The organism is Leclercia tamurae (genome assembly GCF_025566055.1).
Lineage (GTDB): Bacteria > Pseudomonadota > Gammaproteobacteria > Enterobacterales > Enterobacteriaceae > Enterobacter > Enterobacter tamurae.
The window spans coordinates 49,615-74,235 of the sequence record NZ_JAMHKS010000074.1; the positions used below are offsets into that span (position 1 = coordinate 49,615).

Sequence of the window (24,621 nt, forward strand, 5' to 3'; positions counted from 1 at the left end):
ATGAAAACCTTTTCAAGTCGATAAAATAAGCAATAGCGGCCATGGTAATTCATTTGTTTATGAACATCCAGACAACAGCGCACGAAAATATAATTTATGTCAAATTAAATCAAATAAAGAAAATATAAAGCGCGGCGCTTCTCTTTTTGTATGATTTATCCTGATAAGTAGTTTGATGATTATTTAATTCCTGAACGTTTCCAGGGAAATTGCCGGTAAATCCCCTCTCAACACAGCGCGTGCCAGACGCTGAGAAATAAAAACCTAACCCGTTGTTTGTCATCAGGAAAGTCAAAGCCCGAAGAGAAAATGCCGCCGCGCTGGCAAAACCGATTCGTTTAGAGAATTTTAGGGACAAAACGCCATTAAATAAAAATTTATCACTAATTGTAGGTTTCAATGCAGAGAGATACGCTATACACGAAAAATAAAGCAAACTAAAGCACCAACCTAACCCGCTTTAGCCTCTCTTTTATACGACCTTCAAGGAGTCAGGACATGTTCTCTCGGCAGTCTCGCCTGCGCCACGCGGTAGCGGATACCTTTGCCATGGTGGTCTACTGTTCGGTGGTGAACATGCTGATTGAAATATTCCTCTCCGGAATGAGCTTCGAGCAGTCGCTTTCCTCCCGACTGGTGGCGGTCCCGGTGAATATCCTTATTGCATGGCCCTACGGTTTCTATCGTGATGCGGTGATGCGCGTTGCCCGTCGCTACTCGCCTTCCGGCTGGATGAAAAATCTGGCGGACGTGGTGGCCTATGTCACCTTCCAGTCGCCGGTCTATGTCGCGATTCTGCTCACGGTGGGCGCCGACTGGCACCAGATCGCCGCGGCGGTAAGTTCGAATATCGTGGTGTCGATGCTGATGGGGGCGGTGTACGGCTATTTCCTCGATTACTGCCGACGACTGTTCAAAGTCAGCCAGTATCATCAGGTCAAAGCGTAAAGCACGGCGACTGGCGAAAGCCAGTCGCGTCGTTATTGCGAGTCGCCAAACAGGCCTTTCAGAAAACGTTCCAGTGCCATGCGGGAGCTGAAGCCATGCGGAATACCATAATGTTCCTGGTTATTGCCCCCTAAATAGAGCGGGAACTGCTGATAATGGTCGCTGGTTTTCATCTCTGACGCAGGATCCGCAAAGGAAAGACTTTTCTCTTTCAGCGTCGGGTGAATGATCAGCGCCGTGCGCCCCATACGGGCTTCCCGGTTCACATAAACATAATTATCGCCACGACGGTACCCGTATGCTTTTTGGGTTACCACATCCACGGTAAATCCCGCTTTTTCAAGTTCGCGCGCAACCTCATCGGGTCGTAAATACATATTCTTTCCTCGTTATCATTTCCTGCGGGGCAACCTTACCGTATTCAGCAATAGCAGCGCTTTCAGAAAAATCCATAAACGGCCTGATAAGCCGCGACCGGCTTCAGATATTAAAAAGGTGGTCTAAACTGTTAATTACCGCAAATTCAAGGGAGATGCATATGTTTAACCGTTCAAACCGAAACGATGTTAATGACGATGTTCAGGATATCCATAGCGATGTCAGTAAATTAGCGGATTCGCTGGAGAGCGTTTTGAAATCCTGGGGATCGGATGCGAAGGGCGAAGCGGATGACGCCAGACGTAAAGCGAAGTCGCTGCTGCGCGAAACCCGTGCGCGTCTGCAGGGACGTTCCACCGGCAAGCAGGCTGCCTGCGATGCTATCGGCTGCGCGAACACCTTTATCCGTGAACGTCCGATGTGTGCGATAGGTACCGTCGCCGCAGTGGGCATCTTTATCGGCGCGCTGCTCACTCTGCGCAAATAATCACCGATTCCGCGCTATCCTCCTCAGCCCCCATGCCCTGCGGTATGGGGGTTTTTCTTTTTTTAGCCCGTGCGTATCCTCTCCCGCTGAACCTGACAACGACAGTCAATCTGGCAAATTTTCCCATATCTTGTATGGTTGAAACTTACGACAACTACATCTAGTATTCCCTTAAGCAACACTGACTCTGGGTGACGCACTCACTGGCGTCGGAATTCTATTCTAAATGGAAATACGAATCATGCGCATTATTATTTACACTCGAAACGACTGTGTGCAGTGCCATGCCACCAAACGCGCCATGGAGAGCCGGGGCGTGACCTTTGAAATGGTGAATGTTGACCTGGTGCCTGACGCGGCAGAGACGCTCAAAGCCCAGGGGTTCCGCCAGCTGCCGGTGGTGATCGCCGGGGAGACCAGCTGGTCCGGCTTCCGCCCGGATCTGATTAACCGTCTCCCGCAGCCAGCCCAGGCCGCCCGCGCATGAGCCTGCTCGTCTACTTCTCCAGCAGCTCGGAGAACACGCACCGTTTTATCGAGCGTGTCGGGCTGCCCGCCGTACGTATTCCGCTCAATGAGCGGGAGCGGATCCAGGTAGACGAGCCTTTTATTCTGGTGGTGCCCAGCTACGGCGGGGGTGGAACGGCCGGGGCGGTGCCGCGGCAGGCGATCCGCTTTCTCAACGATCCGCATAACCGGGCGCTGATCCGTGGGGTGATTGCCGCCGGCAACCGTAATTTCGGTGAGGCGTTTGCCCGTGCCGGGGACGTCATCTCACAAAAATGCGGCGTGCCGTACCTCTATCGCTTCGAGCTGATGGGGACCCAGCAGGACGTCGACAACGTGCGTAAAGGAGTGAACGAATTTTGGCAACGACAACCGCAGAGCGCGTAATGCAGAGATCAACCGATTTCCATGCGCTGAACGCCATGCTGAACCTGTACGATCGGGACGGGAAGATCCAGTTCAGCAAAGATCATGAGGCGGTGGACGCCTTTTTTAACGCCCACGTCTACCCCAACAGCATGGCCTTTGCCAGCCCGCAGGCGCGTCTCGACTACCTGGTCAGCGAGCGCTATTACGACCCCCGGGTATTATCGCGCTACGACAGCGACGTTGTGCTGAGCCTGTTCGCTCACGCTCACGCCAGCGGTTTTCGGTTCCAGACCTTCCTCGGCGCCTGGAAGTTTTACACCAGCTACACGCTGAAAACCTTCGACGGCAAGCAGTACCTCGAGCACTTCGAGGATCGGGTGGTGATGGTGGCTCTGACCCTCGCCCAGGGGGATGAGGCCCTCGCCCGCCAGCTCACCGACGAGATGCTCGCCGGACGCTTTCAGCCCGCGACGCCCACCTTCCTCAATTGCGGCAAAGCCCAGCGCGGGGAGCTGGTCTCCTGCTTCCTGCTGCGCATTGAAGACAATATGGAGTCGATTGGCCGGGCGGTGAACTCGGCGCTGCAGCTGTCGAAACGCGGCGGCGGCGTGGCGTTTTTACTCTCGAACCTGCGGGAAGCGGGGGCACCGATCAAGCGCATTGAGAACCAGTCCTCCGGGGTGATCCCGGTGATGAAAATGCTGGAAGATGCCTTCTCGTACGCCAACCAGCTCGGCGCACGTCAGGGGGCCGGGGCGGTCTATCTTCACGCTCATCATCCGGATATCCTGCGTTTCCTCGATACCAAACGCGAAAACGCCGACGAAAAGATCCGCATCAAAACCCTGTCGCTGGGGGTGGTGATCCCGGATATCACCTTCCAGCTGGCGAAGCAGAACGCCGAGATGGCGCTATTCTCGCCCTACGACGTGGAGCGCCTCTATGGCAAGCCGTTTGGTGATGTGGCGGTAAGCGAGCTGTATGACGACCTGGTGGCGGACGCGCGGATCCGGAAGACCTGGCTCAACGCCCGCGACTTCTTCCAGCGGCTGGCGGAGATCCAGTTTGAGTCCGGCTACCCGTACATCATGTATGAAGACACGGTGAACCGCGCCAACCCCATTGCCGGGCGCATCAACATGAGCAACCTGTGCTCGGAGATTTTGCAGGTTAACAGCCCCTCAACCTATGACGAGAATCTGGACTATGCCCGGACCGGGCACGATATCTCCTGCAACCTCGGCTCGCTGAATATCGCCCACACCATGGATTCGCCGGACTTTGGCCGCACCGTCGAGATCGCGGTGCGCGGCCTGTCGGCGGTGTCGGACATGAGCCACATCCGCAGCGTGCCGTCAGTGGAGGCCGGGAATGCCGCCTCCCACGCTATCGGCCTCGGGCAGATGAACCTCCACGGCTATCTGGCGCGGGAGGGGATCGCCTACGGCAGCCCGGAGGGACTGGACTTCACCAACCTCTACTTCTACACCATCACCTGGCATGCCCTGCATACCTCGATGATGCTGGCCCGTGAAAAGGGGCAGCGTTTCGCGGGCTTTGAACAGTCGCGCTACGCCAGCGGGGCCTATTTTAGTCAGTATCTGGAAAACGACTGGCAGCCGAAAACGGAGAAGGTGCGCGCCATGTTCGCCCGGGCGGGCGTGACCCTGCCGACGCGGGAGATGTGGCAGCAGCTGCGGGACAACGTGATGCAGTACGGCATTTACAACCAGAACCTGCAGGCGGTGCCGCCCACCGGGTCGATCTCGTACATCAACCATGCGACATCCAGCATTCACCCTATCGTGTCGAAAATCGAGATCCGCAAGGAGGGCAAAACCGGGCGCGTTTACTACCCTGCCCCGTTTATGACCAACGAGAATCTGGCCCTGTATCAGGACGCCTACGAGATCGGCCCGGAAAAGATTATTGATACCTATGCCGAGGCGACGAAGCACGTCGATCAGGGGCTGTCGCTGACGCTGTTCTTCCCGGATACCGCCACCACCCGCGACATCAACAAAGCGCAGATTTACGCGTGGACGAAAGGGATCAAAACCCTGTACTACATTCGCCTGCGCCAGCTTGCGCTGGAAGGCACCGAAACAGAAGGCTGCGTGTCCTGCGCGCTTTAAGGAGAGAGCATGAAACTGTCACGGGTACAGGCCGTTAACTGGAACAAGATTGAAGACGATAAGGATCTGGAGGTGTGGAACCGCCTGACCAGCAACTTCTGGCTGCCGGAAAAGGTGCCCCTGTCGAATGACGTCCAGGCCTGGGCCACCCTGAGCCACGCCGAGCAGCAGCTTACCATTCGGGTCTTTACCGGCCTGACCCTGCTCGACACGGTGCAGAACACGGTGGGCGCGCCAGGGCTGATCGCCGATGCGCTGACCCCGCACGAAGAGGCGGTGATGTCGAACATCAGCTTTATGGAGGCGGTGCATGCCCGCTCCTACAGCTCGATTTTCTCGACGCTCTGTCAGACCAAAGACGTGGATGCCGCCTACCGCTGGAGCGAAGAGAGCGACGCGTTGCAACGTAAAGCTCAGCGAGTGCTGGAACACTATCGCGCCGACGAGCCGTTAAAGAAGAAGATCGCCAGCGTGTTTCTGGAGTCATTCCTCTTCTACTCCGGCTTCTGGCTGCCGATGTACTGGTCGAGCCGGGGCAAGCTGACCAACACCGCGGATCTGATCCGCCTCATCATCCGCGACGAGGCGGTACACGGGTACTATATCGGCTATAAGTACCAGAAAGGGCTGGAGAAAGTGAGCGAGGCGGAGCGGGAGGCGTTGCAAGGCTTTGCGCTGGATCTGCTGATGGATCTGTATGACAACGAGCTGGCCTATACCGAGGAGCTGTACGCCGGAACCGGCTGGGAGGAGGATGTGAAGGCCTTCCTCTGCTACAACGCCAACAAGGCGCTGATGAACCTCGGCTACGAGGCGCTGTTCCCGCCGGAGATGGCGGAGGTGAATCCGGCGATCCTCGCCGCGCTGTCACCGAATGCCGACGAAAATCACGACTTCTTTTCGGGATCGGGCTCGTCATACGTGATGGGTAAAGCGGTGGAGACCGAGGATGAGGACTGGAATTTCTGAGGGTTTCACCCCGAAAAGGGGTGAAACGTTGGCGCACCCGCTCAGTCGTGGATCCTGACACCCAGGCAACCGCGAACAAACTCAGGGTTAAAATGCTTCACGGTCTCCCCGACGTAACCCAAGTCGAGGGCATCGATCTGGGCCATTTCGCTCTCCGTCAGGGAGAAATCCCAGATGGCAAAATTCTCCTCAATACGTTCCTGATGGGTCGATTTTGGAATCACCGTCACGCCACGCTGGACGTTCCAGCGCAGGACCACCTGAGCAATGGTTTTGTTATGGGCGTCGGCAATGCCCTGCAGCATCGCATTGTCATACGGCTTGTGTCGCCCGCCGCCCAACGGGGCCCAGGCTTCTGGCTGCACGTTGTAATAGCGCATGGTGTCGAGGGCGGCAGGCTGGGCAAAGTACGGATGCAGTTCGACCTGATTGACCATCGGCCTGATTCTGACGGTTTCACAGAAGTTGGCTAATACATGGGCATAAAAATTAGACACCCCAATCGCTTTCAGTTTACCGGCTTCATAGGCCGCTTCCATCGCCCGCCACGCGCTGAAGTAGTCCCGCATGGCCTGATGCAGTAAGTAGAGGTCAAAATACTCCAGCCCCGATTTTTCTAACGACGCCTCAATACCGGCTCTGGCGGTCTCGAAGCTGGCCATGTCCTGTACCCACAGTTTTGAGGTGATGAACAATTCCTCGCGGGTGCACAGACCTTCGGCAATGGCTTCACGCACGGCGCCGCCCACAGCATCTTCATTGCCATAGACTGCAGCCGTATCGATCAGACGGTAGCCTGCGCGGATCGCGCTCAACACGGACTGTTTACACTCTTCTTTGTCGGTGACCTGAAAAACACCAAAACCGGCCATCGGCATTTTCAGGCTGTTGCTTAATTCAGCATATTCCACGCTTGCGCTCCTCTGGACTGTCAAACATCCATTCTAAAATGAAAAGACGTCAGTGATTAGGCGATGGAACCTGATATGAATTATGCAAATAATTCATGAATCACTTCCGTTTGACGTTGCGCTACACTGGCTTTTCATTTTTTCGGCAGTAAGGGGCAGAGCGTGGCGCGGGAAAACCTGAATGATTTGATGACGTTTATCGTTGTCGCACGGGAAAAGAGTTTTACCAAAGCGGCGGCCCAGTTAGGCATTTCACAATCCGCCCTCAGTCACAGCATGCGAACCCTGGAGTCCCGTCTGGGGATGAAACTCCTGACGCGTACCACCCGCAGCATAGCGTTAACCGATATCGGCCAATCCATGCTGGACGATCTGGGTCCTTACATCGATGGCATCCAGGGGCGGTTACAGTCGCTGAAGGATCTCAACAGCAAAGCCGCTGGCACCGTGCGGATATCCACCTCGGATTATGCCATCAGCTCGGTCATCTGGCCGAAACTTGAACCGCTGCTCAGGGACTACCCGGATATTAATCTCGAGCTGATTGATGACTATGCCCTGACGGATATCGTTTCTGGCCGGTTCGATGCCGGAACCCGCCTGGGAGAGCAAATTTCCAACGGCATGATTTCGGTGCGCATTGGCCCGGATGTGCGCTTTGCCGTCGTCGGTTCGCCGGACTATTTTTCCCGCAACCCTTACCCGCAGCATCCTCACGATCTCATCGATCACAACTGCATAAATCTGCGCTTTCCCACCCACGGTAACCTGTACGTCTGGGAGTTCGAGAAAGAGGAAAAATGCCTGAATGTCAAAGTCAGCGGTCAGCTGGTGTTCAGCCGTATTTACCAGAATCTCCAGGCGGCTGTGGACGGGTATGGACTGGCGCATGTTCCGCGGGATATCGCCGAAAAGCACATCGCCCGCGGGGAACTGATTAGCGTGCTCGAAGACTGGTGTCCCTACTGGGAGGGGTATTACATCTACTACCCGGAAAATCGCAATCTGTCGAAAGCGTTCCAGCTGGTGGTAGACGCGCTACGCCACTATAAGCATCCCTGATAAAAAAGGCCCCGCACTGGGGCCTGGTTTATTCGTGCTGTTCCCTGCTCAGGCAGGGTTTCTGCCCGCAAACACCTCTTTAAACACCGGCAATGCCGAGAAGATATTGGGCCAGCCAGCAACAAAAGCCAGCTGGGTCAGCACCTCTGAGGCCTGAGTCCGGGTCAAACCATTATCCATCGCGCGATTGAGATGATAAGGCACCTGCGCCACCTGCCCGGCGGTCACCAGGGCGCTGACGGTCACCAGACTTCTGTCCCGGGGTGCCAGGCCTGGCCTCAGCCACAGGTCCAGAAAGAGCGCCTCTGTGGTGTACTTCACTACGCCTGGCGCAACCTTGCCAAAGTTTGATTCCACCAGGGTGGCGCGTTGGATCTCTTTCTCTTGATCCAGAGGCAGCAAAACCACCTTTTCATCTGGCAATGACGCCGTAGCAATATGGCGCTGAGCAAATATGTGACGTGCGACCAGCGCCGCAGAGGTGGCATTTGGCCAACCGGCGTAAAATGCCAGATGAGTTATGGTCTCAGAGATCTCCGTTGGCGTGACCCCACTTTCCAGCGCCACGTTAAGGTAATGAGGAAGCTCGGCGGTATCATTACGACTGATGAGCGCCGCAACCGTCACCAGACTGCGGTCGCGACGCGACAGTTCCGGGCGGTTCCAGAGATCCTTTTCAATAAAGCGTTCCGAATAGGCCGCCATTGCGGGCGCGACTTCCGCCACTGCGCCCTGCGCATCTTCTGATATCATTTTCGAACTCCTGTTTTGCGTGGTGTGGGAAACGCATCCGCTCATCAATAACAGTGAAACCGTGACCAGCACTGACTTCTTAATCATTCATGTGCTCCTGCCTGCAGATACTGTTCATCCGTGACTTTTTCAAGCCAGTTTACGTTTTCACCTTTCTCATTCGATTCTTGAATGGCGAGATGCACCATCGTGGTTTTATCTGTGGCGCCGTGCCAGTGTTTAACCCCGGGCGGGCATTGAATAACATCACCCGCGTGGATAGTTTTTCGCTCCCCGCCCCACTGCTGAACCCAGCCCGTGCCCGAGGTAACAACCAGCGTTTGCCCGAGGGGATGGGTATGCCAGTCGGAACGCGCCCCGGGTACGAAGGTGACATACGCTCCTCCCGTCCTTTGCGGTGCGACAGCGGAGAAAAGAGGGTCAATGTAAGCACGCCCGGTAAAGTGCTCAGCGGGTTCGGCAATCGTTGTACGGCTGCCTGTTTCTGACAGTGTCATTTGAGCTGAAGTGGCGGTTTCGCCATGTGCGGACATGCCTGCGAATAACAGCAGTGATGCAGCTACAGAGGTAAAACGGATCATCGTACTCTCCTGTTGTGAATGAAACGGTGGATCCGGTACCGGGGAATTTATTTGAACTATTGTTAACAGAATAAAACGACGTGTTAATAGCCATTATCAGAATAGAAAAATGAGACAATTTCATTAATCCCATCGGACGGTGGTTTGTCGTCGAAAAATGAAGGCTGGCGGGGTTATATTTTTTGAAATATCGCTTTGCGCGCTTTCAATTTATAAGAACTCTTTCTTTATTCGAAAGCGAATAGCGGAAAACCAGGGTAATCATTTTCATAAAAAACAAATTTACGTTAAGATTAATCTGCATATGAGATGCATGTTATCGAGCCAGAAGGGATGCCGCACATTGCTTCAGGGTAACTCTAATCTGTAACGAACATTTTATGAAAATTATTGAATCTATAAAGTCTCACTATAATTTATACAAAAGTAGCAAATTTCTTCACACAGTGATCACATTTATTACGGTATTACTTTTTCTGCCTGTGTTGCGAGAATTTTCTCCACGCGTGGCGATTGATCATACTGTTATTTACGTGGCGTATTTGCCCATCAGTCTTTTTATCGCACTGGTGGGTATTTATGGTGCCAGCGTGTTGCCCGCGCTAACGCTGGCAACATATTGGTCCTTGCACCGGGAATTGCTCCTCAACGCCACCCAAACCTGGGCGGTGACGCTCAGCCTGATGATCCCCCTGGCGATTGCCCAGTGTATATTACATAAAAGACTGGGGCGCTATGCCAGAACAGATATCACCAACAGTACGGGGATTTTTTCCCGGCTGTGGTGTTATGGTTTTATTTATCCTATTCTCGCCCAGGCGGCAATGTATATTGTTGGCGCGCTAACGCTCATTCCGGACGATTTTCAATACTACTTTTCAGCCAGCGAAATTCGTCTGTTGATCCTCAACCTGCAAAGCCTGATGATGCCAGCCGTGGTCTTTAGCTCCGGTTTATACTATTTATTACGATTACTGACCTCATGGAATTACACTCGTAAATTCTGCACAAAGAATATTTTGGACGCCAGCAACCGAAATGTATTAATCGTCTGGATGCTCGTTATTAGCGTCCTTATTTGTACCTATACGAGCGTCAGCCAGTACCCGGTTATCTCCAGCTATGCCATTCCGCTGGTCTTTCTGGCTTTTGTGTACGGCGTCATTAATTTTAGCGCGGCGATCATCTCGCTGGTATGGCCGCTTGCCATCTTTATACTTATCACCGGGAATCCTCAGTTTATTAAAACTGTCGAAAAAGGTCAGCTCTTAACCTCTTTCTCCGCCTTTTTTATCGTGTTCACTATCGCCAATGCCTATCTCGCCACGATGAAGCGAAACCTGAAGCAGGCGAACGTAAAAATAACCAGCGCCGCCCTCAGGGAGCCACTGACCATGCTGCCGAACATGATGCTGTTGAATAAAGATCTTCAGCAGCTTATCCATCCGGCTATGCTCTGTTACGTAAAAATATTTTCTGCCGATAATCTTGATAAGCATCTTGGCTTTACCTTCCGGGTTAACGCCAAGGTCGCCGTTTATTATCTACTGAAAAAATTCCTGCCAAAAAACTGCTGTGTCTATTCCGTTCCGTATGGCGATTTGCTGGTTGTTCTGCCGGAGAAAGAGGGTCGCAGCGTCATGCAGGGGCTGCTGAAGAAACTGAATCAGGCAAAATCCTCTACCAGGGTGAGCGACGTGGACGTCGCGTTCGGCCTCTCCTGGATGACCTTTAACGCGCAGGTAGATTTAAGCAAATCTATCTCTGAGCTTGATTATCTGGCGACAACCAAAGGCCAGGATCACATTAGTGCGCTGGATAAAAACCTCCATTTCATTGAGCAACATATGACGCTGGATATCGCGTTGTTGCAAAAACTCAAGCACGCCTTGCTCCATAATGACCTCGTGCTGTATGCGCAAAAAATAGAACATACTCATTGCGACAAACAATATTATGAGATCCTTTGCAGGATGAAACTCGACGGAAAGATCGTGACGCCGGATAAATTTATTCCGACGATTACGGAGTTTGGTCTGTGCGGACTGCTCGACTTCAAGGTACTGGAAGCCTTTATCGATTTTTATCATCAAAATGTGCTTACGTGCCAACACATCCGTTTTTCGCTGAATATCACACCGGAAACACTGGCGGATGAAAATACAGCAGAAAGAATTATCACCATGTTTGAGAATAAGAATAAAAAACCAGACAACATTGTCTTTGAAGTGACGGAAGAACAGTTGTTCTTAAATGAAAGAAATGTCATTAACAACATTAACAGCTTGCGTCATTATGGCTTTGAAATAGCTATTGATGATTTTGGTACCGGGTATGCTAACTATGAAAGGCTGAAAAATCTTGATGCCGACATCGTTAAAATTGACGGTATGTTCATCAAGGAAATTACCCATAACAGAGTGGATCAGCTGATTGTGAAGTCAATCATTGATATTGCCCGGGCCAAAGGGATGTCTATCGTGGCTGAGTATGTGGAGACGCAGGAACACAAGGTGTTGTTATCGCAGCTTGGCGTTGATTATCTTCAGGGATATCACATCGCAAAACCGCTGCCGCTGGCGTGCGTCATGAAAGAAAAAGCCGCATCCAGTGAAGATTATCCGGAGTAAATGGTTATGTATCTCTTTTCCAGAAAGAAAATCGCCAGCAAAGTCTATGCGATCTCCGCAGCAGCCTGCGTACTATTTTTGGCAGTCATGATGGCCTTTATTTTCCTCCATCAAAAGAATGAAGCCATCAAGCTGACCAATGAGGTGCGGGCTAAACTGCTGAACATATTTGATGAAAATGAAAATATAGCCGATGCGATTACGACCAAATATACCACCTCCCTGCAAAATGGCGGGTGTAACATCCCGGCGCTGGTACAGGATAATGACCAGTGGCACTGGCAGAAATCCAATGTCGCCGGGGATCATGGCAGCCTCTTTTTGAATACCCAGCCCACGTTGAATGAGCGATGCCTGCTCTCGTCGGCGATTTTTGTGCGCGACAATATTGCGAAAAGCGATCTTTCCACTAAAGAGGGGTTTCGCTATATCATTTCCACGCGGCAAAAAATGTTCTATTTTTTTAGCCGCATCGATACAGACAATTTTGCCATTGAAGATTCAATCATGTTCAATAATCTTCAATTCTATATTCCCACCATGCCGGATTACTATAAGCGCAAGCTGACCCATAAACTGACGCAAAAGGGCACAGTCGCGACCCCCATTTATCATGACATGATCACTAAATCCAACGCCTACAGCGTGGTGAGTTTTATCTATGATCTGAACAGTAGCAACGTGCCGGTCGCCTACCTGCTCTACGATCACAATCTTGAAGAGCTTCACGGCCTGGCGAATACCCTGTTCCGCCATAATAAATGGGTGAGGATCACGCTGCGTGAGACGGATAGCCTGAACGAATTGTGCATTTTTGGCTGCGATATAGATGATCATTTCCAGACTAACGTTGAATCAGGGCTGTCATCGCAGTTTAAGGTGATAACCCATATCGACATGTTCGGGTCTGTTTATCACAGCGTGATGTTTAAGCTGCTTATCCCGGTCACCTTGCTACTGTTTATGCTGATGGTGAAACTGACATCACGCTATCTGACGCGTGTTGCGCGACACACGTTAATCGACCACTTAACGGGTCTGTACAGCAGGAAAATCGAGTCTGAACTCAAGCCCGCTACCCTTGAAAGACGCTTTTTTGCGCTGGTTGACTGTAATAAATTCAAAATCGTTAATGACAGATACGGTCATGCCGTTGGCGACAAGGTGCTACAGATGGTCGCCGACGTGATTAAACAGACGATCCGTAAAGAAGATATCGCCATTCGTTATGGCGGGGATGAGTTTCTGATCATTATCAAAACCGAACAGAAAAGCGATGCGCTGCTGGTGATGGAGAGAATCGCTGAAGAGATTGCCCGGCGGTCGATTGGGGTGAATGACGACGTGATAACCAGCACCATTTCATATGGGGTGAGCAAGTTTAACCGGGACCTCAAAACCAGCATCTTATTGGCTGATAAAGAGATGTACAAAATGAAAAAGCGGCAGGCACAATAGTCAGCAAATGAAGAAAATAAAAAACCCGCTCAAGGCGGGTTTATTTTATTATCAGCGGAGATTAACTGCTCAGGCTATTACCGTCATCGCTATCGTAATGACCACTGATAATTAACGCAGATTACAGGACTGTGACGTTTCCGGCAGCAGGACCTTTAGCGCCATTTTCAATGGTGAAAGAGACCTTCTGGCCTTCTTCCAGCGTTTTGAAGCTGTCGCTCTGGATAGCAGAGAAGTGTACGAAGACATCTTTGCTGCCGTCATCAGGGGTGATAAAGCCGAAGCCTTTATCTGCGTTAAACCATTTTACTAAACCAGTCATTTTATTAGACATAGATAATTCCTTAATGATGAGCCACTTAACCGCGGCGATGATGGCCTGTATTGCGAGAGTTACTTACCTGGCACTTAGGAGGAGACTCATGAAGAAGGGTATCTGTGGATAACACTTGAACTGAGGACTGCTTTACTAAAACTGCTTTCGTAAGGTCTGTTTTCCAAACCGATGGCGCTATTAAGACATAGATAAATTAACTGCGCAATGTTTATATTATTTATTTTACCCATGTAAACACCCGGATGGCTGAATGGCTGATGTGTCGCCAGCCCTTTTAATTTTAAGCTTTTCCGATCGAAGGAATATATTCCCAAATAAAGTATGAGCGCAAAAAAAGCAGCCCCTGGGGGCTGCTGAGTATGATGACAAAGTGCTCGCATTTATGCCGGGTGGCGCTGCGCTTACCCGGCCTACAAGATCCCAGGACCGTGCAAGCAAAGCGCCACCGGGCTGCTTTACCCTTTTGCCAGTTCCTTCAGGTGCTTTTTCAGCTTGTGATATTCATCAATCACATACTGTTCCGCCCTCTGCTGGTCGGCAATCGGCTCCACGCGCACGGCGCAATACTTATACTCCGGCGTTTTGGTAATCGGGCTGAGGTTCTCGGTCACCAGCTCGTTACAGGCACCAATCCACCACTGGTAGGTCATGTACACCGCACCCATGTTCGGGCGATCGCTCACCTGGGCGCGGGTAATGACTTTGCCTTTGCGCGACGTGACCCAGACCAGGGCTTCGTCTTCAATACCGAGGCGCTTCGCGTCGGCGGTATTGATCTGCGCATAGCCCGGTTCATCCGCCAGCGCAGCCAGCGCCGCACAGTTACCGGTCATCGAGCGGCACGAGTAGTGGCCGACTTCACGCACCGTCGACAGCACCAGCGGGTACTCTTCGGTGAGCTTGTCGATTGGCGCAACCCAGTCGCAGGTATAGAGCTGCCCCAGCCCATTCGGGGTGGAGAATTCTTTCTCGAACAGGTAATCGGTCCCCTGATCGGCCTCTGACTCGTCCCGGCACGGCCACTGGATATAGCCCAGCTCGCCCATCTTCTCGTAGGTGGCACCGAAGAAATCCGGGCACAGATGACGCAGTTCATCCCAGATCTGCTGGGTATTGTCATAGTGCATCGGATAGCCCATCCGGGTGGCGATCTCGCTGATGATCTGCCAGTCGGTTTTGAGGTCCCACTTCGGCTCTACCGCTTTGAAGAAGCGCTGGAAACCACGGTCGGCGGCGGTGTAGACCCCTTCGTGCTCACCCCAGGAGGTGGACGGCAGGATCACATCGGCGGCCGCCGCGGTCTTGGTCATAAAGATGTCCTGCACAATGACCAGTTCCAGCTCTTCAAAGGCCTTACGCACCGCAGAGAGCTCGGCGTCGGTCTGGAGCGGATCTTCCCCCATGATGTAGGCAGCACGAACTTCGCCATGCGCAACCCGGTGCGGCAGTTCGCTGATGCGATACCCGGTATGGGCAGGCAGAGCGTCCACGCCCCAGGCTTTGGCGAACTTCGCCCGGTTCTCCGGGTTGTTGATGTACTGATAGCCCGGATAGGTATCCGGCAGCGCACCCATATCGCACGCGCCCTGCACGTTGTTCTGACCGCGCACCGGGTTAACCCCGGCGTACGGCTTGCCGAGGTTGCCGGTGAGCAGCGCCAGGCTGGTCAGGGAACGCACGGTTTCCACGCCCTGGTAGAACTGGGTCACGCCCATGCCCCAGAGAATGGCCGCGTTTTCCGCTGCGGCGTACATCCGTGCCGCCTGACGGATCTCCTGGGCGCTCACCCCGGTGATCGCTTCGACGGACTCCGGCGTGTAGCCTTCGACAATTTTGCGATACTCCTCGAAGCCTTCGGTACGGGCCGCCACAAACGCGCGGTCGTACAGCTGCTCTTCGATAATCACGTGCCCCATCGCGTTAAGCAGCGCGATGTTGGAGCCGTTTTTCAAAGCGATGTGCATATCGGCAATGCGCGCAGTTTCAATTTTGCGCGGATCGCAGACGATAATCTTCGCCCCTTTGCGTTTGGCTTTGATCACCCGGTTCGCCACGATAGGGTGCGAATCCGCCGGGTTATAGCCGAAAATAAAGACCATATCGGCATTCTCAATGCCAACAATGGAGTTACTCATTGCGCCGTTACCGACCGACTGGTGCAGACCTGCAACCGATGGGCCGTGTCAGACGCGCGCGCAGCAGTCGACGTTATTAGTGCCGACTGCCGCGCGGGCAAATTTTTGCATTACATAGTTGGTTTCATTCCCGGTGCCGCGGGATGACCCGGTGGTCATGATCGCATCCGGGCCGTGTGCGGCTTTAATCGCGCTGAGTTTAGTGGCAACGTAATCCAGGGCTTCATTCCAGGAGACGGCCTCCAGCTTGCCGCCGCGCTCGCGACGGATCATCGGTGATTTCAGGCGCGGGGTCAGGATCTGCGTATCGTTGATAAAATCCCAGCCGTAGTAGCCTTTCAGGCAGAGATCGCCCTGATTGGTCTTACCCTGTGCCGCTTCAGCCTTGACGACTTTGCCGTTATCGACCACCAGGTTGATTTTGCAACCCGATGCGCAATAGGGGCAAACCGTGACGACTTTCTTCATCGGTAGTTACTCCGTTAGTAATATGTCCTCAGCGGTATGCATGAAGTGTGCCAGCTCGGAATTAACAAGTAAGCCACTGAAATAGAGGAAGAATACAGGAAGGGTTTTGCAGGATGCTGCCCATTCGTCATAAATGTCATGACGAACGGGCAGCGATGACGTTAGCGGACGACCAGCGCGTCGTAGCCTTTGAAGCGGTAGTTAATCAGCGAGGCGATCCAGCAGAGGATAAACAGCCCGACCACGACAAACCCGGCATTACCAAGGTTGTCATTCAGCGCGGCCACGCCGTTCCACAGCCCGCCCGTCAGGCCAAACTTATCCGCCAGCAGACCCAGCGCTTCCAGCCCGCCGATAAACAGGGCTACCACCACTGAGGTGCCGGTGATGGTCATGTTGTAGTAGAGCTTGCGCTGCGGCTTGTTGAAGGCCCAGCCGTAAGCACCCACCATAATCAGGTTATCGAGGGTGTCGATCAGCGCCATGCCGCTGGTAAACAGCAGCGGGAAGACCATGATCGCCCACACCGACATGCCGCTGGAGGCCCCGGCCGCGGAGATCCCCAGCACCCCGATCTCGGTGGCGGTATCAAAGCCGAGACCAAACAGAAAGCCCACCAGATACATATGCCAGCTGCGGGTCACCAGGCGGAACGCCGAGCGGAACAGCCAGTTCATCACCCCGCCGCGGGCAAAGGAGACTTCTTCCGGCACCTTCTCGCCGCGCTTCATTTTGTTAAAGCTGCCCCAGACGTCGCGCAGAATAACCAGGTTCACCAGCGCCATCGCCAGCAGGAAAAAGGCCGACACCGCCGTGCCGATCATGCCCCCGGTTTCATGGAACCACTCCATATTGCGGCTGAAGGCGGTGGCGGTGGCGGCGATGGCAATCGAGGCCAGCACCACGATGGTGGAGTGGCCCAGCGAGAACCAGGCCCCTATCCCGCACGGGCGCTTGCCCTGCTGCATCATCTTGCGGGTGACGTTATCAATGGCGGCGATGTGGTCGGCATCCACCGCGTGACGCAGGCCGTAGCACCAGGCCAGCAGGCTGGCCGCCATCAGCGATGGGGTGGTGTGAAACAGATAAAACGCGGTCCCCCAGGCGACAATATTGGTGACGATCAAGGCCAGCATCAGCGCCATGGCTTTGGGGTGGTTATTGAAGTATTTGATAAACATCGTGATATCCCAATTTAAGAAAGAGACGCAGCAGCAATCACTGCCTGTCCAAATGCAATCGCGCCGTCTCCGGCGGGCAGGCGCCCGGGAAGCAGCACGGTAAAATCCCTCAGCCAGAACTGCAGGCGTTCCCGCAGGAGCCGGTTGTGCATCACCCCGCCGCTGCACAGGATGGTGTCGAGGTTGCGCATCCTGGCGTGCAGCGCCGCCAGCGTCGCCAGCCCGTGGGCCAGCGCGTCGTGAAATGCCCAGGCGCGTTCCCCGGCAGCGGCCTGCCAGCCCAGCCACTGCTGCCAGAAGGTGGCCATATCCAGCTCGCCGTCGACTACTGGCAAGGTGACCGGGTGGCTGACCGGTCCGCTGCGCAGCGCAAGCGCCTCCAGCCGACAGGCCGCCTCTCCTTCGTAGCTGAGTTGCGCCGGAGCACAGCCTGTTGCCGCCGCCACGGCGTCAAACAATCGTCCGGCGGACGAGGCCAGCGGCGAATTGACCCCGCGGGCGATCGCCTGGGCCAGCGGCGACCAGGGTTTATCGGCCAGCAGACTCGCCTCCGGCAAGGCTTGCCACTGCGGGACAAACGCCTGCCATTGGGCGAGCAGGTTGCGCCACGGCTGGCGCGCCGCGAGGTCACCACCCGGCAGCGCCACGGGCGGGAGCCCGCCGAGCCGGTCACAGCTGCGGTAGTTGACCCGCAAACACTCCCCGCCCCACAGTTCGCCGTTCTCCCCCTGGCCTAGCCCATCAAGCACCAGGGCGATGGCATCCCCGCCGTCGCGCGGCCAGGCATGTTCCGCCAGGCAGGCCGCGGCGTGGGCATGATGATGCAGCACGCGCAGGTGTGGATATGACATCTGCTCCCCGAGCTGGGTGGAGCGATAGCCGGGATGGGCGTCGGTCACCACGCCCTCGGGGGTAAACTGCCAGAGATCCTGCAGAGCAGTCAGGGCCTGCTGCCACTGGGCCAGCGCGTCGTCATCACCCAGATCGCCAAGATGCTGGCTCAGGATCGCCTCCCCGCCGCGCACCAGGCAGAAGGTGTTTTTCAGATCCGCGCCAAGACACAACAGCGACGGCACATTATTAAAGCCGGGCGGCAGCGGCAGCGCATCCGGGACAAAGCCCCGGGAGCGGCGCAGCATGTCGCCGCTGGCGCGCAGTACCGAGTCGTCCATGCGCTGGACGATCTCGCGGTTGTGCAGCAGCCAGCCGTCGGCGATGCCGTCCAGATCCTGCAGGGCCCGGTCATTGGTCAGCGCGGGCGGACAGCCGTTAAGGTTGCCGGAGGTCATCACCAGGGGGCAGTCCAGATCCTGCATCAGCAGGTGCTGGAGCGGGTTGGCCGCCAGCATTACCCCCACCTCGTTCAGCCCCGGCGCGATGGCCTCGCAGCAGGCGATATCGCGTTTATCCACCAGCACAATAGGTGCCGCCGTGGAACGCAGCAGGGCCTGAGCTTCTGCCGGAAGCGCAACAGCTAATCGCTGCGGGATCATCACCGCCAGCGGTTTCGTCGGACGCCGCTTGCGCTTGCGCAGCCGGTTCACCGCCTGCTCATTGCGGGCATCGCAGGCCAGATGGAAGCCGCCGAGGCCTTTCACCGCCACGATCCCGCCCTGCTTAAGAACGGCCACCGCGGCCTGGAAGGCGCTCTCCTTCTCTTTATGCTCCTCGCCGCACACCCAGCTCAGCTGCGGTCCGCAGTCCGGGCAGGCCACCGGCTGGGCGTGGAAGCGCCGATCAGCCGGATCGCGATACTCCGCCGCGCAGGCCGGACAGAGCGCAAACTCCGCCATGGTAGTGGCCGGGCGGTCGTAAGGCATCGCCCGGATAATGGTGAAGCGCGGCCCGCAGTGGGTGCAGTTGATAAAGGGATAACGGTAGCGACGCTCGCGCGGATCGTTCATCTCCGCCAGACACGCCGGGCAGGTAGCGGCATCCGGCACCACCTGGGTGGTCATCTGCCCCTGCTGGCTGGGCAGAATAGTGAACGCCTCCGGCAGCGACGCCCAGTGCCACGGCTGCTCGCTGATGTCGTCAATTCGCGCCAGCGGCGGGCCTCCGGCGGCCAGCCGGGTGATGAAGCCCTGCGTCTCACCGATCAGGCGCACCACCACCCCTGCCCCGTCGTTGCAGACGTCGCCCTTCAGCCCCAGCTGTCGGGCCAGTTGCCAGACCCAGGGACGAAACCCCACGCCCTGGACTTTGCCGCGAATGCGCAGCAGCGTGCCGTTTGTACACATGCGTTAACTCTCTACCGCCTCTCGCAGGCGTTGTTTCATCGCGCTGTAGGTGGTCTGGGCGTAATTTTCAGCCCAGTGTTGATCGGCAATAGGGTCGATCTTCACCGCACAGTATTTGGTTTCCGGGGTTTTCGAGACCGGATCGAGGTTGTCCTGGGTCAGCTCGTTGCAGGCCCCAATCCACCACTGATAGGTCATGTATACCGCCCCCTGATTGATGCGTTCGCTCACCTCCGCGCGGCTGATCACCTTCCCGCGACGGGAGCTGACCCACACCAGCTGGCGATCGCGGATCCCGAGTTTCTGTGCATCCTGCGGATGCATCTGCACAAAGCCCGGCTCATCGGCCAGGGTTTGCAGCGCTGCGCAGTTGCCGGTCATCGAACGGCAGGAGTAGTGTCCCACCTCGCGCACGGTGCAGAGCACCAGCGGATAGTCGGCGTCCGGCATCTCCGCCGGTTTGCGCCACGGGGCGGCAAACAGCTGGCCTTTGCCGCTCGGAGTGTCGAAGCGGTTGCCCTCGTAGAGCCACGGCGTGCCCGGATGGTCGAGGGTCGGGCACGGCCACTGGATATGCCCCATGTCGCCCATTTTTTCGTACGTCACGCCGTAGAACAGCGGGCAGAGCTCGCGCATTTCGTCCCAGATCTGCTGGTTATCGCGGTACGCCATCGGGTAGCCCATCGCGGTGGCGATCAGGCTGATGATTTCCCAGTCGCGCTTGACGTTGCCTTTGGGTTCAATGGCTTTTTCAAAGCGCTGGAAGCCGCGGTCGGCGCACGTGAAGACCCCGCCATGCTCGCCCCAGGAGGTGGCGGGCAGCAGCACGTCCGCCGCCTCGGCGGTTTTGGTCATAAAGATGTCCTGCACCACCACGAAGTCCAGCGCCTCAAACCCTTTGCGCACCAACCCTAAGTCGGCTTCAGTCTGGAGAGGATCTTCCCCCATGATGTAATAGGCTTTGACCTTGCCCTCCAGCGCGAGGTGCGGCACTTCGGTGATCCGTACCCCGACCTGGTCATCCATCAGTTGTGGATCGACGCCCCACGCCCGGGCGAATTTCTCCCGCACCTGCGGGTCGGTCACGTCCTGATAGCCAGGGAACTGGTTGGGGATCACCCCCATGTCGCACGCCCCCTGGACGTTATTCTGCCCGCGCACCGGGCCGACGCCGCAGTGTTCGCGCCCGAGGTTGCCGGTGAGCAGCGCCAGAGTGGAGAGCCCTTTCACCACGTCCACCGCCTGCCCGAACTGGGTCACGCCCATCCCCCACATCACGGTGGCGGACGGCGCGGCGGCGTAGATGCGCATCGCCTCGCGGATCTGCCGGGCGCTAACTCCGGTGATTCCCTCGACGTTTTCCGGGGCGTAATTGCTGACCGTTTCGCGCAGCGCGTCCAGCCCTTCGGTGTAGCGGGCCACGTAGTCGGCGTTATAAAGGCTTTCGTCCAGCAGGGTATAAATAAAGGCGTTCACCAGCGCCATGTTGCAGCCGTTGTTGATCTGCAGATGCCGGTCGGCAATGCGCGCAGTTTCAATTTTGCGCGGATCGCAGACGATCACCCGGGCGCCGTTCTGTTTGGCTTTGATCACCCGGCGGGCGACGATCGGGTGCGAGTCGGCGCAGTTGTAGCCGAAGATCAGCAGGCATTTTGAGTTTTCAATATCGCTGATGGAGTTGCTCATCGCCCCGTTGCCCAGCGTCTCCTGCAGCCCGGCCACGCTCGGCCCGTGGCAGACCCGGGCGCAGCAGTCGACGTTATTGGTATTGAGCACCCCGCGGGCAAACTTCTGCATCACGTAGTTGGTTTCATTCCCGGTGCCGCGGGACGATCCGGTGGTCATGATGGCGCGCGGGCCGTAGTTAGCCTTGATTTCACTCAGGCGGCGGGCGGTGTAACGAATCGCCTCGTCCCAGGAGACTGGCACAAACTTGCCGCCTTTCTGGTAGCGGATCATCGGCTGGGTGAGGCGCGGCGTCAGCAGCCGGGTATCGTTGAGAAAATCCCAGCCGTAATAGCCCTTCAGGCACAGCTGATTCTGGTTGGTGACGCCCTGCGCGCCCTCCGCACGAACGATTTTATTGTTGTCGACGACGAGTTTTAACTTACAGCCCGCACCACAGTACGGGCAGACGCTGGTGATTTTTTTCATCAGTAACAGACCTGCTAAAAGTGAAAAGTAATGCTGACGCTTACAGCGCCAGCGAAGACATGTTGTCGAGCGCCGCGCGGCGACGTTTTTCCAGACTCAGCTGCTCCAGCTTCTGCCTGTCGATGCAGACAATGGCATTGGTCGGGCAGGCCTGAATGCACGCCGGACCGTCCGGCTGGTGGTAGCAGAGGTCGCACTTGTTGGCCTCGGCCTTTTCCGACATCACGTTCAGCCCGGCACCGATGCTGCGCACAACCGGACGCAGCACTACTTCCATCGCGCCGTACGGGCAGGCGACCACGCAGGTTTTGCAGCCGATGCAGCGCTCCTGGTGGACATGAACAAAGTCGTTATCGCGGGTGATCGCCCCGTTCGGGCAGACGCTGGCGCAAGGGGCGTCTTCGCACTGGCGGCACATGGTGGCCGTGGAGACGTTGACGCCTTTGATGACGTGAATGCGCGGCAGGAAGTTCTGCGGGGTCAGCGAGGCGCAGTCCTGGGTGTCGTGGTGCGACACCACGCAGGCCACTTCACAGGTACGACAGCCGATGCATTTGCTGGCATCGGCAATGATGAAACGGTTCATCCTTAATCTCCGGGAATGATGGTTAGCTTGCCGGAGGTATGCATAAATTGGGCCAGATATTAAGATGATGAAGTTAAAGGGTTTTATCTGGAGGCGTGGCTGTCATCGACATAAGTGACGATGACAGGATTGACGGATTTGCTTTAGTCCTTGTAGGCCGGGCAAGCGAAGCGCCCCCGGCATGGCCTTTCTGGAAAGCTCCTCGCAAACTTCAAAGTAACCTTATGTAATTCAGGGTTAAGGCTTTAATTCCCGTTATCAGGCTCGTAAAGTGACTGCGTTGCGGCACATCCGCAATCGGGTGTAGGAACCCGTATTCTACAGAGCGATATTTGTATGTCGCGACAGTGCATATCCCGTAAAATCACGGTGGCACTGGCGGAGCAGCCGAAAGGCTGGCCGTTTTTCTCTGTGGGCGGCATTCCTACCTCCGTCAGTGCTGCCTCCTTTGAGCGTAGGAACTCTTAGGATGGTTAAATCAATTAATACAGAGAGGATGTCATGATGACTACTATCCCAACCCTGACTTACCCGCAATCTGACGAACAGGTTATTCCCCCTTCCCTGACTACGCCGCTTTCTGCTGCTGCGGATCTCTTTGAAGTCGCCGATCGCTGCGCCGCTCTGGTAAGCGTACTGATCGAAACTGACGACAGAGCATCCCGCACTGCGCTCTGCGAAGGTCTGCTGCACGCGCTGCGCCAGCTGCGTGAACGCTGTGATGCCGAACTCCCGCCGCACCTTATTGCCCAGTTGATCCAGGGGGAAACACTCACCTCCTGTATGCCAGACTGCTGGCAGGAAACCACTCCCCAGGTGGATTATGCGCTGGCTTTGGTGCAGGCAATTCTGGGCGGAACGTTGCCCGCCAGTGTCGAGAAAGAACTGGCGGGGCTGCTGCATGATCTGGTCTGGCTGGTTAATGAGTTTGTGAAGGAGCCGTATATTACGGTGCACTAAGTGCGGCTGGAAGTTTGATTTCAGGTTGTGAAAGGGGCTGTGGTAGGCCCCTGAATGTGTTTAGGGATGGGGATGGGGTTGGCATTGGGGCCTGGGATACGATTTTTATAAGCTGACAACATCAATTGACCTAAAAGCAAAAAGCGAATGTTATGGGTATTCATCAAATGAACAATACATAGTGTATTCATTTAAAAATGGCTACCAAAATAGCATCGATGTGGTTGCCAGTTAGTATGCGAAGTAAAATCATGAAAAGGTGGACTTAGCGAAGGTCAATTTTGGTTAGAGCTATTTATCGCAGGCCTACAAGCCATAATGTCCTCCACAGTCATCAATTTGTAGTATCAACGAATCTTATAGGGATGACTGGGAGTTTCTGACTGCTGATGATAATATGTATCCTTGATTATAAACAAATTGTATTATTCAATATTGAGCCACTTAATACACTTAATTTAAAAAAGGATTTCCTGATGAGTATCCACACTATGGAAATAGAGATCAACAATCTTATAAATCAAATATGCAATGGTGTAACTGGTGGGGAGTTAAAACAACTGGGAGCATTATTCACTCCAACCTTTCTTGATAAGCTATCTCAAATAATTTACAGAGATGAGTGTGTAAAACATCCTAATTTGCTTATTAACGTTGAGTCAGAGTTATGCTGGATTGACAAAGCACCTTACGCAAAATTATGCAATGGCACACCATTTGATAAAAAAGTAGAATTAGGCGATGCAATGTTTATCTTTGACGAAAAAATTGTTGACGCACACTCTAAGTCTATTTTAAATGAAAGAAAGCCTTTATTTTACAAGCAAAAGTTACCGAGAAAGAGGCACACATTTGCAATGTTCCTATTGCGAAATATGATAAATCTAAAAAAGACAGCACCTATAAGGAACTTGAGCTTTACAAACAATGGTTAAATTTTGATATTTATTACGCATCTAATACAAGCAAAATTGAAGAATATAACATTAATTTAATTAATGGCCCAAGTAATGATCCCTGTCGATTTGCATGGTATGGAGTTGCTGCTTCAACTAAAAATATAAACTCGTCATCAAACTGGCCTTGTCGATGGATGGTTGGAAAGGCGGTATTGAGTGCTCCATGCAACAAAACCCTTGGGGAGTTGCTTAGCGCCTTTTATAACAATCATATTATCAATGGCAGCTATATTGGAGAATATTTTGAAGGTGCTAACTATTTTAATCCCGACTGGAAAAAGGTAGTACATCATGTTCTGATTCGTAGCAGGCAACTTGGAAAACCATCTTATTTTCCCGTCCATGTCACAACCCAAAATCGGACTATATCATCACAAAAAAACTTTATAGCATCTCAGCTAATTCAACTATTT

The 24,621-nt window shown here is 54.5% G+C and carries 21 protein-coding genes; 11 read left to right on the forward strand and 10 right to left on the reverse strand.

From position 1 onward, the window contains the following. Window positions 1-498 precede the first annotated feature (498 nt). Window positions 499-948 (forward strand): L-alanine exporter AlaE, encoded by a 450-nt coding sequence (alaE, locus tag M8318_RS13325; protein ID WP_166183605.1) that lies wholly within the window; start codon window positions 499-501, stop codon window positions 946-948. Between the two features lie 32 nt (window positions 949-980). Here the strand turns inward: alaE and M8318_RS13330 are convergent, their stop codons facing one another. Beyond that, window positions 981-1,325 (reverse strand): DUF2002 family protein, encoded by a 345-nt coding sequence (locus M8318_RS13330; RefSeq protein ID WP_262663133.1) that lies wholly within the window; start codon window positions 1,323-1,325, stop codon window positions 981-983. Window positions 1,326-1,486: 161 nt separating this feature from the next. Here M8318_RS13330 and M8318_RS13335 point away from each other — a divergent pair, with 161 nt between their 5' ends. The 5 genes from M8318_RS13335 to nrdF all read left to right on the forward strand — a co-directional run bounded on the left by M8318_RS13335 (window position 1,487) and on the right by nrdF (window position 5,793). Then, the gene (locus M8318_RS13335) at window positions 1,487-1,813 is read left to right on the forward strand and encodes a DUF883 domain-containing protein (protein ID WP_262663135.1); all 327 of its coding nucleotides are present in this window, start codon (window positions 1,487-1,489) and stop codon (window positions 1,811-1,813) included. A 226-nt stretch (window positions 1,814-2,039) separates the two neighbouring features. After that, window positions 2,040-2,300, forward strand: a complete 261-nt coding sequence (gene nrdH / locus M8318_RS13340) for a glutaredoxin-like protein NrdH (RefSeq protein ID WP_166183607.1) — start codon at window positions 2,040-2,042, stop codon at window positions 2,298-2,300. Beyond that, window positions 2,297-2,707 (forward strand): class Ib ribonucleoside-diphosphate reductase assembly flavoprotein NrdI, encoded by a 411-nt coding sequence (nrdI, locus tag M8318_RS13345; RefSeq protein ID WP_262663137.1) that lies wholly within the window; start codon window positions 2,297-2,299, stop codon window positions 2,705-2,707. The genes nrdH and nrdI overlap by 4 nt, the downstream gene beginning before the upstream one ends. Then, the gene (gene nrdE, locus M8318_RS13350) at window positions 2,680-4,824 is read left to right on the forward strand and encodes a class 1b ribonucleoside-diphosphate reductase subunit alpha (RefSeq protein WP_262663138.1); all 2,145 of its coding nucleotides are present in this window, start codon (window positions 2,680-2,682) and stop codon (window positions 4,822-4,824) included. Before nrdI ends, nrdE begins: the two co-directional genes overlap by 28 nt. 9 nt (window positions 4,825-4,833) lie before the next feature. Continuing rightward, window positions 4,834-5,793, forward strand: a complete 960-nt coding sequence (gene nrdF, locus M8318_RS13355) for a class 1b ribonucleoside-diphosphate reductase subunit beta (RefSeq protein ID WP_262663139.1) — start codon at window positions 4,834-4,836, stop codon at window positions 5,791-5,793. A 41-nt stretch (window positions 5,794-5,834) separates the two neighbouring features. Here nrdF and M8318_RS13360 read toward each other — a convergent pair whose 3' ends face one another. Further along, a complete protein-coding gene (locus M8318_RS13360; protein ID WP_262663140.1) occupies window positions 5,835-6,704 on the reverse strand; it encodes an aldo/keto reductase in 870 nt (289 codons plus the stop codon). 162 nt (window positions 6,705-6,866) lie between these two features. Between M8318_RS13360 and M8318_RS13365 the strand changes: the two genes are divergently transcribed. Continuing rightward, window positions 6,867-7,766 carry a LysR family transcriptional regulator gene (locus M8318_RS13365; RefSeq protein WP_262663141.1) on the forward strand — a complete coding sequence of 300 codons (900 nt, stop codon included), beginning with the start codon at window positions 6,867-6,869 and terminating at the stop codon, window positions 7,764-7,766. 48 nt (window positions 7,767-7,814) lie between these two features. Here M8318_RS13365 and M8318_RS13370 read toward each other — a convergent pair whose 3' ends face one another. Both M8318_RS13370 and M8318_RS13375 read right to left on the reverse strand, forming a co-directional pair. Next, entirely contained in the window at window positions 7,815-8,606 is a 792-nt protein-coding gene (locus tag M8318_RS13370; RefSeq protein WP_408612248.1) for a carboxymuconolactone decarboxylase family protein, read from the reverse strand. Further along, window positions 8,603-9,097 (reverse strand): (R)-mandelonitrile lyase, encoded by a 495-nt coding sequence (locus M8318_RS13375; RefSeq protein WP_370635155.1) that lies wholly within the window; start codon window positions 9,095-9,097, stop codon window positions 8,603-8,605. Before M8318_RS13375 ends, M8318_RS13370 begins: the two co-directional genes overlap by 4 nt. Before the next feature lie 383 nt (window positions 9,098-9,480). Here M8318_RS13375 and M8318_RS13380 point away from each other — a divergent pair, with 383 nt between their 5' ends. Further along, window positions 9,481-11,730, forward strand: coding sequence for a sensor domain-containing phosphodiesterase (locus tag M8318_RS13380; protein WP_262663143.1), 2,250 nt, complete (start codon window positions 9,481-9,483; stop codon window positions 11,728-11,730). 6 nt (window positions 11,731-11,736) lie between these two features. After that, on the forward strand, window positions 11,737-13,188 hold the full coding sequence (locus M8318_RS13385) for a GGDEF domain-containing protein (RefSeq protein ID WP_262663145.1): 1,452 nt from the start codon (window positions 11,737-11,739) through the stop codon (window positions 13,186-13,188). 121 nt (window positions 13,189-13,309) lie between these two features. Here the strand turns inward: M8318_RS13385 and cspE are convergent, their stop codons facing one another. From cspE to hydN, 6 genes are all read right to left on the reverse strand, one after another. Then, a complete protein-coding gene (cspE, locus tag M8318_RS13390) occupies window positions 13,310-13,522 on the reverse strand; it encodes a transcription antiterminator/RNA stability regulator CspE (RefSeq protein WP_106994905.1) in 213 nt (70 codons plus the stop codon). 458 nt (window positions 13,523-13,980) lie between these two features. After that, window positions 13,981-16,128: a formate dehydrogenase subunit alpha gene (gene fdhF, locus M8318_RS13395; protein WP_262663147.1), complete on the reverse strand. Its 2,148-nt coding sequence runs from the start codon at window positions 16,126-16,128 to the stop codon at window positions 13,981-13,983. A gap of 161 nt (window positions 16,129-16,289) precedes the next feature. Continuing rightward, window positions 16,290-17,309 carry a HoxN/HupN/NixA family nickel/cobalt transporter gene (locus tag M8318_RS13400; protein ID WP_262663148.1) on the reverse strand — a complete coding sequence of 340 codons (1,020 nt, stop codon included), beginning with the start codon at window positions 17,307-17,309 and terminating at the stop codon, window positions 16,290-16,292. Between the two features lie 14 nt (window positions 17,310-17,323). Continuing rightward, the gene (hypF, locus tag M8318_RS13405; RefSeq protein WP_262663150.1) at window positions 17,324-19,549 is read right to left on the reverse strand and encodes a carbamoyltransferase HypF; all 2,226 of its coding nucleotides are present in this window, start codon (window positions 19,547-19,549) and stop codon (window positions 17,324-17,326) included. A gap of 3 nt (window positions 19,550-19,552) precedes the next feature. Next, window positions 19,553-21,703, reverse strand: coding sequence for a formate dehydrogenase subunit alpha (gene fdhF / locus M8318_RS13410; protein WP_262663152.1), 2,151 nt, complete (start codon window positions 21,701-21,703; stop codon window positions 19,553-19,555). Between the two features lie 40 nt (window positions 21,704-21,743). Further along, entirely contained in the window at window positions 21,744-22,289 is a 546-nt protein-coding gene (gene hydN / locus M8318_RS13415) for an electron transport protein HydN (RefSeq protein ID WP_106994900.1), read from the reverse strand. A 504-nt stretch (window positions 22,290-22,793) separates the two neighbouring features. On the opposite strand from hydN, the gene M8318_RS13420 reads away from it, so the two are divergent. Together M8318_RS13420 and M8318_RS13425 are read left to right on the forward strand one after the other, a co-directional pair. Continuing rightward, the gene (locus M8318_RS13420) at window positions 22,794-23,249 is read left to right on the forward strand and encodes a hypothetical protein (RefSeq protein WP_262663331.1); all 456 of its coding nucleotides are present in this window, start codon (window positions 22,794-22,796) and stop codon (window positions 23,247-23,249) included. Window positions 23,250-23,725: 476 nt separating this feature from the next. Further along, a complete protein-coding gene (locus M8318_RS13425; protein ID WP_262663154.1) occupies window positions 23,726-24,184 on the forward strand; it encodes a hypothetical protein in 459 nt (152 codons plus the stop codon). The last annotated feature ends 437 nt before the right edge of the window (window positions 24,185-24,621 follow it).